Origin of the sequence: Pseudoalteromonas sp. CR1 (genome assembly GCF_019392235.1) — a bacterium.
Classification (GTDB): Bacteria; Pseudomonadota; Gammaproteobacteria; order Enterobacterales; family Alteromonadaceae; genus Pseudoalteromonas.
This window is the reverse complement of record NZ_JAHXRM010000001.1, coordinates 604,626-618,882: the sequence shown is the minus strand read 5'-3', so window position 1 is coordinate 618,882 and position 14,257 is coordinate 604,626. Positions and strand designations below refer to the sequence as shown.

Below are 14,257 nucleotides of genomic sequence, written 5' to 3'. Positions count from 1 at the left end.
TGCGGGAGTGGCGGAATTGGTAGACGCGCTGGATTTAGGTTCCAGTATCTTAGGATGTGAGAGTTCAAGTCTCTCCTTCCGCACCATGTTCTAGATTAGAACTAAACTAATCAGCTAATTCTTTGTTGGGATATCGCCAAGCGGTAAGGCACCAGGTTTTGATCCTGGCATTCCCAGGTTCAAATCCTGGTATCCCAGCCAACTTCTTCTACCAAAGAGCGTTGTTAAAGAATAACTCTGTTATGAGTATAAATATAAAAATTGTTTGCGGGAGTGGCGGAATTGGTAGACGCGCTGGATTTAGGTTCCAGTATCTTAGGATGTGAGAGTTCAAGTCTCTCCTTCCGCACCATGTTCTAGATTAGAACTAAACTAATCAGCTAATTCTTTGTTGGGATATCGCCAAGCGGTAAGGCACCAGGTTTTGATCCTGGCATTCCCAGGTTCAAATCCTGGTATCCCAGCCAATTTTATAAAAGCTATCTCTATTTCCCCATCACTCACATAAACTTCATAAAAACATCAAGTAAAAATTAAAAACATATAAATTAGTCGCCTTATCACGTAAAAAAAAGACTCATAAAAGAGCCTTTATATTACTTTACTGTTTTCTAACCAATTTCACCGCTAATTGCATATTTTAATACCCAGTTTTTTACCACTCCAGTACTGTTAGCCATTTTCAAAAATTGGCTACGCGCCCATTTTAGCGGCGCTATTTGGTTTGAAAAACCAAAGTAACAAGCATCCATCATACTCATCATTAATAAGTTGGCCTTTCGACGGGTGCGTTCGTACTCTTGCAGCGTTAACGCGCAACCAACGTCGCTTGCATCGTTCAATGCAGTAGCTAAAGCGACTACGTCTTGGAAACCCAAATTAACGCCCTGACCGGCAAGTGGATTAATGGTATGCGCAGCATCACCAACTAATACTAAACGACCACTAGAATACGTATTTGCATGCTGGCGGGTAATTGGAAACACAGCATGACTTTGTACTTCAAAATCACCAGCAAGCTTTGGAAACTGTTCAATAATATGGGCTTTTAATGCGCTAGGCGATAGGTCTTTAAATGCCTTGAGGGTATTTGCATCGTCGTACCAAATTAAATTAGCATAAGGTGCTTGCATAGGTAGAAAAGCCAGTGGCCCTGATGGCGTAAACTGTTGCCACGTTTTAACCTGTTGAGGTGCATCCAATTTAATCAGCACCCCCATACACTGCTGCTGATACTGCCAACCAGTTACACCAATATTTGCTTTAGTTCGCAATTGCGATTGTCCACCGTCGGCTGCAATTACTAAGCTCGCGGTATAACGTTGCTCGCCATAGACCAAGGTAATTGAGTCAGCATTTTGCTCTATTTTACTCACAGCCTGTTTTTGCTCGATGACTTCAATATCGTACTGCTCAAACTGCACCCATAAACTAGCTTGTATTAAACTGTTTTCGATTAAGTGGCCCAAATGCGAGGTATTAATATCGGCACAATCAAATAACAAGTTATCGTCGCCGCGCTCGAAAGCTTCTAACTGTTGGTATGGTGCAATCCGGCCTTTTCTTAAAATGGGCATGGCCCCTAACTCATCAAGTAAGTTTTCTGAAAAACGATTAATAGCCGACACTCTTATATCAACCTTGCTATTGCTCAAAATATGAGGCGGATCTATTAGGTGCTTTTCTATGATACGCACTGACTTTCCTTGTTGCGCTAACTTTATTGCCATTGCCGCACCAACCATGCCGCCGCCAACCACTATCACATTATTTTGAGTCATGTTTTTCATCATTTTATTAATACGTGAATCTATTTTTATTGTACCGTAACTCGCCGCTTTAGTGCGAGAGTATATAACTATCAAGCTATTAAACTCGTCTGAGTTTGATTTGAGATCACAAACATGAAAACTATACTTGGATCTGGGCGGGTATCCAGCTAAAATACGCGTCCTTTAAGTGAGCAAGCTTGCTCCTTAATTCTGTTTCAAGCACATATTTGTGCCATTATCGAATTGAACACGAGGCTAAATTTCAATGAGCAAAAAGCTGCATATCAAAACCTGGGGTTGTCAGATGAACGAATACGACTCTCAGAAAATGGCTGAACTTTTAGATGCCACCAATGGCTACCAGCTAACTGAAGATGCAACAGATGCCGACGTAATCTTACTTAACACCTGTTCAATTCGTGAAAAAGCACAAGAAAAAGTATTTCACCAATTAGGCCGTTGGAAGTTGTTAAAAGACGATAAACCAGAGCTGATTATTGGTGTAGGCGGCTGTGTTGCCTCGCAAGAAGGTGACTCTATTCGCCAGCGTGCACCATTTGTTGATGTTATTTTTGGCCCGCAAACTCTGCACCGTTTACCAGAAATGATTAAGCAAGTGCAAGGTAATAAAGGCTCATCGGTGGTTGATATTTCGTTCCCAGAAATTGAAAAGTTTGATCGCCTACCTGAGCCAAAAGCAGAAGGCCCAAGTGCATTTGTATCAATTATGGAAGGGTGTTCTAAATACTGTACTTTTTGTGTTGTACCTTACACCCGAGGCGAAGAAGTAAGCCGCCCCGTTGATGACGTACTCCTTGAAGTGGCACAACTTGCTGAGCAAGGCGTTCGCGAAGTAAATCTATTAGGCCAAAACGTAAACGCATACCGTGGTGATACTCACGATGGCGACATTTGCTACTTCTCTGATTTAATTCGTTTAATAGCAGCTATTGATGGCATTGACCGTATTCGTTATACCACCTCACACCCAGTAGAATTTACGCCAGACATCATCGACGTATACGCTGATGTGCCAGAGCTTGTCGATCACTTACACTTACCAGTGCAAAGTGGTTCAGACCGTATTTTAAACTTAATGAAACGTGGTCATACCGCGCTTGAATACAAATCAACAATTCGCAAGCTGCGTAAAATTCGCCCTAATTTAAGCATGTCGTCAGATTTCATTATCGGTTTCCCGGGTGAGAGTAAAGCTGACTTTGAAGCTACTATGAACCTTATAAATGATATAGGTTTTGATATGAGCTTTAGTTTTATTTACAGCGCACGCCCGGGTACGCCTGCGGCCGATTTACCAGACGATGTAACTGAGCAAGAGAAAAAAGAACGCTTATACCTGTTACAAAACCGTATTACACAAATGGCACAGCAAATTAGCCGTCAAATGTTTGATACAGAACAGCGTATTTTGGTTGAAGGTCCATCTAAAAAGAACCCAATGGAATTACGCGGTCGAACCGAAAATAACCGTGTTGTTAACTTTGTGGGCCCACATACGGTGATCGGCCAGTTCGTTGATGTACGTATCACTGAAGCACTGCCTAACTCTTTACGTGGTGACTTAATTCGTACAGAATCAGAAATGAACTTACGACGTGATATCGCTCCTTCAGCTATTTTAACCAAAGCAGCAAGCAATGAGCCAAAACCAGAGACTGTTAACGAAATTGGCGTAGCTACTTTCGTTCCTTAGTCAATATACCCAGCGCCAGTAAATACTGGCGCCGTTCTATAGGAAGCAATTTTGAGTAATCAGTTAAAAACATTAGAGATTTATTTAGAACCTGCCGATAACAAACGCCTTTCTTCTTTATGTGGCCCGTTTGACGAAAACATCAAACAAATTGAACGTCGCCTCGCTGTTGAAATTATTCACCGCGATAACTTTTTTAAAGTAACCGGTAAATTAATCAATAGTGCCTCTGCGGTCGAAATCTTAAAAAATCTCTATGTTGATACTCAACCTGTACGCGGTTTTATTGGTGAAATAGAACCCGATAGTGTTCACTTAGCAATTACTGAATCTAAAGCCCTAGAACAAGATGCTTCAAATAGTGCATACGGTAAAGAAATGGTTATTAAAACGCGCCGTGGTGTTATTAAGCCACGAAACGACAACCAAGGCCTTTACGTCGCCAATATATTAAATCACGACATTACGTTTGGTATAGGCCCCGCTGGTACAGGTAAAACCTATCTAGCAGTAGCTGCTGCAGTAGATGCCCTGGAACGCCAAGAAATTCGTCGTATTTTATTAACGCGCCCTGCAGTAGAAGCCGGCGAAAAACTCGGTTTTTTACCTGGTGACCTAAGCCAAAAAATTGACCCATACCTTCGCCCCCTTTACGATGCACTGTTCGAAATGCTCGGCTTTGAAAAAGTCGAAAAACTCATAGAAAAAAACATTATTGAAGTGGCACCACTTGCTTACATGCGTGGTCGCACATTAAATGATGCGTTTATTATTTTAGATGAAAGCCAAAATACCACCGCAGAACAAATGAAAATGTTTTTAACCCGTATAGGGTTTAATTCAAAAGCGGTGATCACCGGCGATATTACACAAGTTGATTTACCGCGCGGCACACGCTCGGGTCTTCGCCATGCTATTGAAGTGCTCGACAATGTAGACGAAATTAGTTTTAACTACTTTAAGGCACACGATGTAGTGCGTCACCCTGTTGTTGCGCGTATTGTTGAAGCATACGAGCGTAACGATGAGAGCGAGCGTCTAAAGCGAATTGAAAAACAAAAAGCAAAAGACGAGCAAGCCGCTCAACTTAACGCGACTACTAAAGAGTAATACTTTGACGACCGAACTTGATTTACAAATAGCCTGTGAGTTTGACAACCTCCCTAGTGAAGCCCAATTTACTTTGTGGGCCGATAAAGCCTTAAGCCAATATCGTGATGAGTCGGAACTCACCATAGTAATAAGTGACGAAGCGCAATCGCAACAGCTTAATAACGATTACCGTGGTAAAAATAAACCCACTAACGTGTTGTCGTTTGAATTTGAAGCGCCACCTGGAATAGACCTCCCTCTTGTTGGTGATTTAGTTATTTGCCCAGCCATTGTTTTGGCTGAAGCAGTGGAGCAAGAGAAGTCATTTCATGACCACTTTGCCCACATGGTCATTCATGGGTGCTTGCATTTACTTGGATTTGACCATATAAAGAGTGAAGACGCTCTGCAAATGGAAAGCATAGAAAAGCAATTACTTGCAGAACTAAATATAGCAGACCCATATCGGGACGAAATTTAAATTAACGGAGCAATTAGACGCAATGAGCGACGGTAACTCGCAATCTAGCCAGGGTTCTTCTGGCAAAACGTGGTTGGGTAGAATAACCCAAATGCTGCAAGGGGAACCCCAGAATAGAGAAGAGCTGGTCGAAGTGATTGCCGATGCGCAAGAACGAGACGTAATCGATCCAGAAACAAAAGAGATGATTGAAGGTGTGCTTAGCGTGTCTGAGCTTAAAGTGCGAGACATCATGATCCCGCGCTCACAAATGGTCACTCTTGAGATCGACAGCCCGCTTGAAGAGCTAATACCCATGATGGTCGACTCAACTCACTCACGCTTTCCTGTGGTGATTGAAGACAAAGATCACGTAGAAGGTTTTTTACTTGCTAAAGATTTGCTTCCACTTATCTTAAACAAAGACGAACATTTACCTTCAATTCGTGATTATTTACGCCCAGCCATGGTCGTACCTGAGAGCAAACGTGTTGACACCCTGCTTAATGAATTTCGTCAGCAACGCTACCATATGGCTGTTGTCATTGATGAATACGGCGGTGTATCGGGACTAGTAACCATTGAAGATATTCTTGAAACCATTGTTGGCGAAATAGAAGACGAGCATGACGAAGAAGAAGAACAACAAGATATTCGTCAACTTGCTAAACACGTACACGTGGTTCAGGCGTTAACGCCAGTAGATGACTTTAACGAACATTTCAGCACAGGATATAGCACAGACGAGGCAGACACCATTGGTGGCACGGTATTGCATGCATTTGGTCATATGCCTAGCCGAGGTGAAACTATAGACATAGACGGTTACCAATTTAAAGTAACCAATGCCGACAATCGTCGTATCTTGCAACTGCAAGTCACCGTACCTAAGGCTGATGATAACGACAGTGAAGAAACTGCTAACTAGACTTACCCTATTAGCAAAAGATATAAAATCATGGCTCGCATTTATCGCGGGCCTTATTTTAACTTTTAGCTACTCCCCTTTTGAAATTTGGCCTATTGCATTTATTAGTATTGCAGCTGTCATATTTTGTATCAATCCCAACAACACCGGAAAACGCCACGCTAAAAGTGCCGCTAAATATGGTTTTATATTTGGTTTAGGCTGGTTTGGTGCAGGTATTAGTTGGGTACATGTCTCTATTGCTACCTTTGGCGGTATGCCGCTTGTAGCCTCTTTGTCGTTAATGGCGCTATTGTGCGCCTATTTAGCGCTTTACCCCGCCTTAGCGTTTTATTTAACAACACGTTTTGCCACCAGCTCAAATAGCTTCGGTTTACTGCTTATTTGCTTTTTTGCCATCAGTGAATATTTACGGGGAGTAGTCCTTACCGGATTTCCGTGGTTAAGCTTTGGGTATACCCAAACCGATGGACCATTAAATATACTGGCCTCTTACATTGGTGAATTTGGGCTGACCTTAGTGTGTATTGCCATTGGCTTTGCTCTATATCGGTTAACGCAAAAAGACATAAAGATCCCGCTTGTTACACTCATCATATTTACTGTTTTATGTATTGGTTCGCGTGCAACAAGCACAATTGAATACTCAGGTAAATCAATGTCAACCTTAATGGTGCAAGGCAATATAAAGCAGCACCTTCGCTTTGAGCCTAGCGAGTTTTGGACCACCATGAGTAAATACCAAGACATGACACGCCCACATTGGGATGCTGACTTAATTGTATGGCCAGAAGCAGCGGTTCCTGAAATAGAAGCCCTTGCCGATAGCTACTTAGCTGGGCTAGATAGCGCTGCATCATTCAATGAAACCGCCCTTATCACAGGTATAGTCGACTACCAAATCGATACTAAAACCATATTTAATACACTGATAGTACTGGGTAACAAAGAGCGCGGCGACGAACACGGCCACTATCAATACTTAGGTAAAAATCGCTATCAAAAACACCAGTTACTACCGATTGGTGAGTTTGTGCCGTTTCAAGATTTTCTGCGCCCTATCGCGCCTTTGTTTGATTTACCTATGTCGTCGTTTACCCGAGGCGATAGAGAACAAAACAACTTACGTGCTAATGGTTTTAACTTACTACCCGCTATTTGCTACGAAATAGTGTTTGCCGATTTAGTACGCGGTAACTACAAAAGCAACTCAGATCTACTTTTTACCGTAAGTAATGATGCATGGTTTGGTCAATCAATTGGGCCTTTGCAACATATGCAAATAGCCCGTATGCGGGCGCTCGAACTACAACGCCCTCTAGTACGCGTTACCAACAACGGGGTAAGCGCCGTATACGACCCAATAAGCCACACACAACAAACCATGCCACAGTTTGAAGCCGCTGTATTAAAAGCCGATATAAAACTGATACAAGGTAATAGTGTGTATAGCCAATATGGCAATGTGTTTGTGTGGGGATTTGTGTTGTTGATGGGGGTTGTTGGGTTTGGGGTTAGGTTTAGGAAGTAAATTAATACTGATAGGTACCATTGGTTAACTATCAGTTTTTAATTAGCACTCAAACGTTCGGATAATTTTTTATCCATATATCAGAGCAACCTCTTTCTAGGTAAAACCTACTGTTTTTCTTAAAAGCAGAGCCGTCATTTCCATCAATGCAGTACTTCCTCCTGTAATTGCATTTTTCTCGTAAATACAGCGGCTGTTAGTAAATGTATGCCGGTACTTTTTTATTAAATCCAAGTCGAAATCATTTGATAATTTATGTTTTATTGTGTCAGGTAACGCATCATAAAGATGCATTAAATCATGTGCATTCTCACCTTTATTTAGTACTTTAGAGTTAAATTGATATTTTTCATACTGTTCATCATTTATGACACGACAGTTGAAACTTTTTAGTAATATTTCTAAAGCTAATGCTGAGTTAACGATTGAAATACTAATAGAGTAAGGCCACATAAGCTCAGATGATTTTAAATATAAATATGATGTTTCAATCATATGCGGTGCTAAGATCCAATCACACTTTTCTTCGCTCATTCATTACTCTCTATGCATCCGTTTTATTTATAAATTTTACTAGAGTTGTAAGTTAATTATTTAGTAACTCTCTCAAACCATAGTACCAACTAAGCGCAGCGACTGTACCATGCGTTTCATCTTCAAAGTAACGTTGATTTATATGTAAATTATTACTTGAATGCATTTTTAATCTTTTAGCAAACTCTAAACCCCATTGGTAATTTGTTTTGCCAATTTCACCAAACGCTTCGGCATTATTTGCAAAGGTAAAATACACATTCCCTGCCATCTCTTTGTTTTCAAGTTGGTTACTTTTAAAGTAGCGGTTTAGATAATTATTATCCCAGATATATGTAGCGTCAATTATTAAATAATCTGTAAATAATGTGTGATTAGTCAAAAGTACATAACTTGCAAATAAGCCGCCAAAAGACTCGCCTATTAATACGCGTTTAGTTGATGTGCGGTAAGTTTTATTAATATACGGAATAAGTTCTTTTTCAAAAAATGCACTGTAGTTTGGTGCATTACCAATATTTTCAAACCTTTCTAGAAGTTTACCGTCAAGTGTCCAATCAACATTGGTTGGGGTAAAATCGCGCTCTCTTATTGCGTTTTTGCTGTTAGGAATAGCAACTATAATTACTTGTTGTATTTGCTGCTCTAGCCTTTGTGTACTGAGTGCCTCGACTAGCCCGGCGACAGCTTTTAGATGTGTTTGGTCACCATCGAGCAAATAAATAACTGGGTATACTTTATTAGAGTTTTCATTATAACTGGGCGGTAAATAAACGCTGAAGCTGCGTTGCTCATCTAAAATAACAGACTTAAGCTGATGCGCTTTGGCTAACACAATATTTTCTGATGCATACGAAACCTTAATAAAATACAGATTAATAAAATACAGATTAATAAATACAATTAATAAAGATTTCATAACCATCCTTGTAATAAAAGCAAAGTTAACTTTTTATAGTCTCTTCTACCGTTTGCACATTTACAACTTGGTTAACACTGCCTTGAATAACCACGGTCGCTGATATTTTATCTTGAATAGCTTGCCTGTTCGGATCCCAATATATCTGCAGAAACCCTAATAGCCCAGTGGCAAAACCTGCGCCGTAACCACCGTAGCGGCCAAAACAATCCAGCAAGCCTAGTGGTTCACCATTTAAGGCAACAACACGTATGTTGCACACCTTTTTTCCGGGAGTTTGACCACGCCAAAGTAATGAGAATAGCGTAAAGTAGACAGCAGCCCAACCAAAACCCAAACCCAAGTCTTGAATAATGCCTTTGCTCCACTGCAAAATACTGTGTGTAGTTGTGTGTGCCGGTTTTTCTTCTAATAACTGCAAAGGTTTTATTTCGTTATCCTCACTGAGCACTAATAATTGTAATAGTGCTTTAGCAAGTTGTGGGTTTTGTAGGTCGTCCATGTCTGCTAATTTGGGTACTTGCCCTATCAAATTATCAAGTGCATTTTGCTGACAAGGTTGCTCACAGCGTTCGTCTGCTGTTTGCACAAAAAAAGTATTTACCCGCTGCTTTTCCGAGGAGGTAAGCTTAATCTCATCCTGGATTTTTAGGCCCTGAGCGGTTAAGGCTTGATCGACGTTATCGCCCTCTAGGTAATCTATGCCAATTGAAAGCACCGCAAGAGCGCTTACAAATAAAATACCGGCGGCTACTATTTTTAATATTCTTCGCCACACACTCGACATTTTAGGAAGGTATTGTTGTGCCGTCCCTTTATAGAATGCCATAGCCGCAACAAAGGAAATTAAAGTCGCGCTGAGCTTTGCAGCCATAAATATTAAGGCTACATCGATTACTATTGCTATAGCTCGCTTTAGTGGCGTTGCTAAGGGTAAACCTAGTAGGGCGTTATCAATTTTAAACGCGTAAGGGGTGATGACTTCTCGAGTTTCGGTTTTAGATAGCGCTAATTGTTCTATTTCTTTTGCTTTCATTTTAATTCTTGTTATTAAAATAGGTAACGCGGTTAACTTACGCGCTTTTTATTTTTTGCTCAAGCTAATTCAAACCAAGGCCAGTTTATCTTTCGAGGTTAAAAATTTTTATTCTGAAAGTTTACAAGCTCTAGAATATTGTTAATAAATTAGTTTTATATTAAGTGAACAATTCATGTATTTAATCGTATTAGTTAACCAAAGCCTTTAGGAGCAACCCAATGACCACCAAACAACTATCATCTGTTTTTGTATTTAATGCTTTGCTGCTGAGCGCAGAAGTAAACGCCAATCAGCGTTGGTATGTGGTCAACGATTCGGTTATGGGCGGTGTATCTAATAGCCAAGTAAGTCATACAAAAGATGCTTTGATATTTGAAGGTAATGTATCGCTCGAAAATAACGGAGGGTTTGCTTCTATCCGCACTGAGCTAAATATACAAAGCCAAAACACACGTACTATTAATTTACGTGTTAAAGGTGATGGGCAAACCTATCAACTAAGGCTGCGTACATCTAACTACCTTGATGGGCCTGCGTATACACACTCATTTAAAACAATAGAAAATGAGTGGACTAACGTTAATTTTACACCAAGTGATTTTACACTTACTTTTCGTGGGCGTACGCTAACAGAGCAACCAGAAATTGATTTTAATGATATTAAGCAACTTGGTTTTATGATTGCAGGAAAGCAAGCGGGGAAATTTAAACTTGAAATAGCACATATTGAATTTGCAGATTAGTATAACTTGCTCACTCTAAATCGGTTCAAAGTGAGCAAGTACCGTATATTTATGACTCTATTGCAAGTAGTTCTACTTCAAAAATAAGCAGTGATGCAGGCGGAATACTCCCTACCCGCTTTTCGCCATAAGCTAGTTGATGCGGTATATAAAACTGAAATTTATCACCCGGACTCATTAATTGAAGCCCTTCGGTCCACCCTTTAATAACTTGGTGCAAACCAAAACTAATCGGTGATTTGCGCTCTACTGAGCTATCAAACACGGTGCCGTCGATAAGCGTACCGTGGTAATGCACATTGACCATACTTGTTGAACTGGGCGTGTTGCTGTTTTCTCCTTTGTGCAATACTTTGTATTGCAAGCCAGAGGCAGTCTCAAGTACACCGTCTACTTTAGCGTTTGCTACTAAATAGTCGCTTTCAATTTGCGCATTAGCAATCGCCTGTTGTTTGGCCTTTTTACTGTTTTTAAATATTAAAACGCACAAAATGGCGATGACAACTGCCAAAATAATGTTGATCATAACTCCCCTTTTTCATCTTCTGGTTTTTCATTTTCTAACTCATCATCTGCATCGTCTTCGTTGTCGCCATTAACAATATCAGCAATCTCCTTTAGACGCGCAAGTGCGATGCCATTTACTGAATTTTCAGGGTATTCATCGTCGATGAGGTCGCCTGCTTCAATATCCATCAGTAAGTTTAACGCCTGATCCACCGTCTCTACGGCGTATATGTTAAATTTACCTTGCTCTACGGCGTTGAGTATTTCGTCATCTAGCACTAAGTTTACTTGGTTTGATTTAGGAATAATAACGCCTTGCTCACCTGTTAAACCACGCATTTTACACAACTTAAAAAAGCCTTCTATTTTCTCGTTTACACCACCGATAGCTTGTACATCGCCATGTTGGTTTATAGAGCCGGTAAGCGCAATTGATTGGCTTATTGGTAAGCTTGTAATAGCAGAAATTAACGCGCAAAGCTCAGCTAACGAGGCGCTATCGCCGTCTATGTAGCCATAGCTTTGCTCTATTGCAATATTTGCGCTGAGCGTAAGGCTAAACTGCTGGGCATATTTATTACCTAAATAACCGGTAAGTAACATCACGCCTTTAGAGTGAATAGCTTTACCCAGCTCTGCTTCGCGCTCTACGTCTATTACGCCATCGGCGCCGGCGTATACCGTGGCGGTAATTCGCGCCGGTGTACCAAACGACGTATCACCAATATGCAATACCGTTAAACCATTTACTTTACCAATAGCTTGACCCGTTGTAGCAATTAACGTGTGGCCTTCTTTGATATCACTGAGCATATTTTCACTAATTTGACCGGTGCGATATTGCTTACCCTCAATGGCTTCATCAATATGGTGCGCATCAATAACCGTTAGCGTATCTTGTTTTGCGTAATAACTTGCCTCAGCCACCAGCTCTAACACATCAGCAAAACGCGCTGAGAGCTTATTATGATGCTCAGCTTGGCGATAACTAAATTTAAGTAACCTCACCATAGCCGCTTGCGTTGTAGTGCACTTGAGGGTTTTTTCGCAGTACTCAGTCACCTTAGTAATAAACTGATACTGTAACTTATCGCTACTTGGTAGGTAGTAATCAAAGTCGGCTAGCACCCTAAATAACTCAGCAAATTCTTCATCGTATTCACCTATGGTGTAATACAAATCGCGCGAGCCTAATAAAATAATTTTTACATCAAGCGGGATCAATTGTGGGCGAAGCGTAAAACTCGTACCTACTGTGCTGTCTTGATACGGCAAATCGTTTTTAATCTGGTGCATTTTAAGCGATAGCTTTAACCCATCCCATACTTGCGGGTTAGCCATTACTTTTTCAGCATCCATTATTAAGTAACCGCCATTTGCACGGTGTAATGCACCGGGCTGAATTGAGCGGTAGCTGGTGATTAGTGTACCTTGTGAAGTGGCATACTCTATTTTGCCAAATAAATTGCCAAAGGTGGGGTTTGGCTCGTATACCACAGGCGCTGCATCGTCTTCCTTAAACTCAACTAAAATATTGGGTGCAAAAAAGTCAGTAAGCATGCCTTTACGATCAAAATCTTCTTTGCTTTCTTCGCTTTCGTCTTCGTCATCAAGCCATTCAAGTACGGCATCTATAATTTCTACACGTATGTCTTTTAAGTAACGAAGTACACCAATATGGGTAGCGTATTTATGTTCTAAGTCTTTTAGTAGCGGTTTTGTTGCTTGCTCAGCGGTCGACTTTTTAAGGTTACGGAGTTTTTCTTTTGATTCGCGTTTCCAACGAGGTAGTTCTATCAGCGCTTCAATTAACGCATCTTCTAGTTTCTCTATTTTCTCAAAAAACTCTTCGCGTAAATCATCTTCTAGCTCTGCAAATTCGCTATCGCTCAATTGCTTGCCATCTATTAGTGGCGCAAACCCCACTGAGCTTTTTTCTTCAACCAGTGCAACGCTTTGTTGAAGTGCCGCCACTTCAACAGCGGTAATTGCGCTGTCGTAAGCATCATTAAACTCACGATCAATTGACTTCTTCTTACGTTGATAAGCTGGGTTATCAAATGCGGCTGGAAATGTATCGAGTACCTCGTCTAAAAACGAGTCTATGTCGTCACTTAACTGCTTGCTTTGCCCTGCTTGCATAAACAGCGCTATCGGCTCGCGGTGGTCGTCGTAGTTGTTAACATACAACCATTCGTTTGGCGTTACTCGACCTTTAGCATGTTGTTTTAGCTTGTCTTTTACTAATGTATAACGCCCATGTGCAGCTTCGCCCATAACGTATACGTTGTAACCGGGTAATTCCATTCCCAGCGAAAAGTCGAGCGCGCTTTGTGCACGTTGTTGCCCAATAAAATTGAGCTGCTCTGGATAGGGGTTATTCATGCACGTCAGTACGTGATTAGCAGAAATACTAGGTGCAAGCGTAGATACAGGTAGTGGCAGCAGTTTTTTCGTCATTCTAACTTCTTTATGTACCAGCATAATCGCTGGCTTTGGGCGTATTAAGTGGCCAGCAGCCACTTAATACATATGCTTAAGGGTGCAGCGCCTTACGACTAAAATAGATTCCATCACACTCAATACACGGTAAAATTTGTGTCGCGTGATAAACATCATAACTATGAGTGCAATTCTTACATACTAATGTGCCCATGGCTATCCATTCGCCTGCGTGATACACCCCATTGTGCTTAAAATCTTGGTTTAGGGATTGCCATTCCAGCTGAGTTTTGTCTTCTATATGCGAAAGCTCAAACCATAAAGACTCTTTAAGCTCTTGCCATGCAAGCGAGTTGTAGTGGGAGTCGTTCTCGCTAAGGTGCTCTATATCGCGCTTTAGGTAATTGCGGTAAAGCTGATACTTTTCTTCACCTAAATTTTTAAGTGCTTGCTCTGATTCAACAAAACGAGTTACCGCATCTTTTACCTCATGATCTTTTATGTCTTTTAGCCACGCGCTTAAATCACTAAGCCATGCTTTATAATCTGCCATTATGTACTCCTTCAAAATTGCTA

Annotated in this window: 13 protein-coding genes and 4 tRNA genes; 10 read left to right on the top strand and 7 right to left on the bottom strand. The window is 40.9% G+C overall.

Going from position 1 to position 14,257, the window contains the following annotated elements:
- Position 1 precedes the first annotated feature (1 nt).
- The 4 genes from KZZ04_RS02915 (at position 2) to KZZ04_RS02900 (ending at position 467) form a co-directional block, all read left to right on the top strand.
- Positions 2-86, top strand: a tRNA-Leu gene (locus tag KZZ04_RS02915).
- A 40-nt stretch (positions 87-126) separates the two neighbouring features.
- Positions 127-201 (top strand) — tRNA-Gln (locus KZZ04_RS02910).
- Positions 202-267: 66 nt separating this feature from the next.
- Positions 268-352: transfer RNA gene (locus tag KZZ04_RS02905), tRNA-Leu, on the top strand.
- A 40-nt stretch (positions 353-392) separates the two neighbouring features.
- Positions 393-467 (top strand) — tRNA-Gln (locus tag KZZ04_RS02900).
- A 144-nt stretch (positions 468-611) separates the two neighbouring features.
- On the opposite strand, the gene KZZ04_RS02895 is transcribed toward KZZ04_RS02900, so the two are convergent.
- Positions 612-1,793: an FAD-dependent monooxygenase gene (locus tag KZZ04_RS02895; protein WP_219421742.1), complete on the bottom strand. Its 1,182-nt coding sequence runs from the start codon at positions 1,791-1,793 to the stop codon at positions 612-614.
- A gap of 244 nt (positions 1,794-2,037) precedes the next feature.
- On the opposite strand from KZZ04_RS02895, the gene miaB reads away from it, so the two are divergent.
- The 5 genes from miaB to lnt are packed head-to-tail and all read left to right on the top strand — an operon-like array spanning position 2,038 to position 7,497.
- Positions 2,038-3,486, top strand: coding sequence for a tRNA (N6-isopentenyl adenosine(37)-C2)-methylthiotransferase MiaB (gene miaB, locus KZZ04_RS02890; protein WP_138528589.1), 1,449 nt, complete (start codon positions 2,038-2,040; stop codon positions 3,484-3,486).
- A 51-nt stretch (positions 3,487-3,537) separates the two neighbouring features.
- Positions 3,538-4,596, top strand: a complete 1,059-nt coding sequence (locus KZZ04_RS02885; RefSeq protein WP_219421731.1) for a PhoH family protein — start codon at positions 3,538-3,540, stop codon at positions 4,594-4,596.
- Positions 4,597-4,600: 4 nt separating this feature from the next.
- Positions 4,601-5,059, top strand: a complete 459-nt coding sequence (ybeY, locus tag KZZ04_RS02880) for an rRNA maturation RNase YbeY (RefSeq protein WP_058403371.1) — start codon at positions 4,601-4,603, stop codon at positions 5,057-5,059.
- A 22-nt stretch (positions 5,060-5,081) separates the two neighbouring features.
- On the top strand, positions 5,082-5,966 hold the full coding sequence (corC, locus tag KZZ04_RS02875; RefSeq protein WP_058403372.1) for a CNNM family magnesium/cobalt transport protein CorC: 885 nt from the start codon (positions 5,082-5,084) through the stop codon (positions 5,964-5,966).
- Positions 5,947-7,497: an apolipoprotein N-acyltransferase gene (lnt, locus tag KZZ04_RS02870; protein WP_219421730.1), complete on the top strand. Its 1,551-nt coding sequence runs from the start codon at positions 5,947-5,949 to the stop codon at positions 7,495-7,497. The genes corC and lnt overlap by 20 nt, the downstream gene beginning before the upstream one ends.
- A gap of 96 nt (positions 7,498-7,593) precedes the next feature.
- Here the strand turns inward: lnt and KZZ04_RS02865 are convergent, their stop codons facing one another.
- From KZZ04_RS02865 to KZZ04_RS02855, 3 genes are read right to left on the bottom strand one after another with little or no spacing between them, the layout of a single operon-like run.
- Positions 7,594-8,031 (bottom strand): hypothetical protein, encoded by a 438-nt coding sequence (locus tag KZZ04_RS02865; protein ID WP_219421729.1) that lies wholly within the window; start codon positions 8,029-8,031, stop codon positions 7,594-7,596.
- 52 nt (positions 8,032-8,083) lie between these two features.
- Positions 8,084-8,950, bottom strand: a complete 867-nt coding sequence (locus tag KZZ04_RS02860; RefSeq protein ID WP_219421728.1) for an alpha/beta hydrolase — start codon at positions 8,948-8,950, stop codon at positions 8,084-8,086.
- A 25-nt stretch (positions 8,951-8,975) separates the two neighbouring features.
- Entirely contained in the window at positions 8,976-9,986 is a 1,011-nt protein-coding gene (locus tag KZZ04_RS02855; RefSeq protein ID WP_219421727.1) for an RDD family protein, read from the bottom strand.
- Between the two features lie 221 nt (positions 9,987-10,207).
- Here KZZ04_RS02855 and KZZ04_RS02850 point away from each other — a divergent pair, with 221 nt between their 5' ends.
- Positions 10,208-10,732, top strand: a complete 525-nt coding sequence (locus KZZ04_RS02850) for a CIA30 family protein (RefSeq protein ID WP_058403377.1) — start codon at positions 10,208-10,210, stop codon at positions 10,730-10,732.
- 49 nt (positions 10,733-10,781) lie between these two features.
- Here KZZ04_RS02850 and KZZ04_RS02845 read toward each other — a convergent pair whose 3' ends face one another.
- The 3 genes from KZZ04_RS02845 to KZZ04_RS02835 form a co-directional block, all read right to left on the bottom strand.
- The gene (locus KZZ04_RS02845; RefSeq protein WP_058403378.1) at positions 10,782-11,258 is read right to left on the bottom strand and encodes an FKBP-type peptidyl-prolyl cis-trans isomerase; all 477 of its coding nucleotides are present in this window, start codon (positions 11,256-11,258) and stop codon (positions 10,782-10,784) included.
- Positions 11,255-13,699: a Lon protease family protein gene (locus KZZ04_RS02840; RefSeq protein ID WP_257903508.1), complete on the bottom strand. Its 2,445-nt coding sequence runs from the start codon at positions 13,697-13,699 to the stop codon at positions 11,255-11,257. The genes KZZ04_RS02845 and KZZ04_RS02840 overlap by 4 nt, the downstream gene beginning before the upstream one ends.
- A 76-nt stretch (positions 13,700-13,775) precedes the next feature.
- Entirely contained in the window at positions 13,776-14,234 is a 459-nt protein-coding gene (locus KZZ04_RS02835; RefSeq protein ID WP_010555995.1) for a zinc ribbon-containing protein, read from the bottom strand.
- Positions 14,235-14,257: the final 23 nt, after the last annotated feature.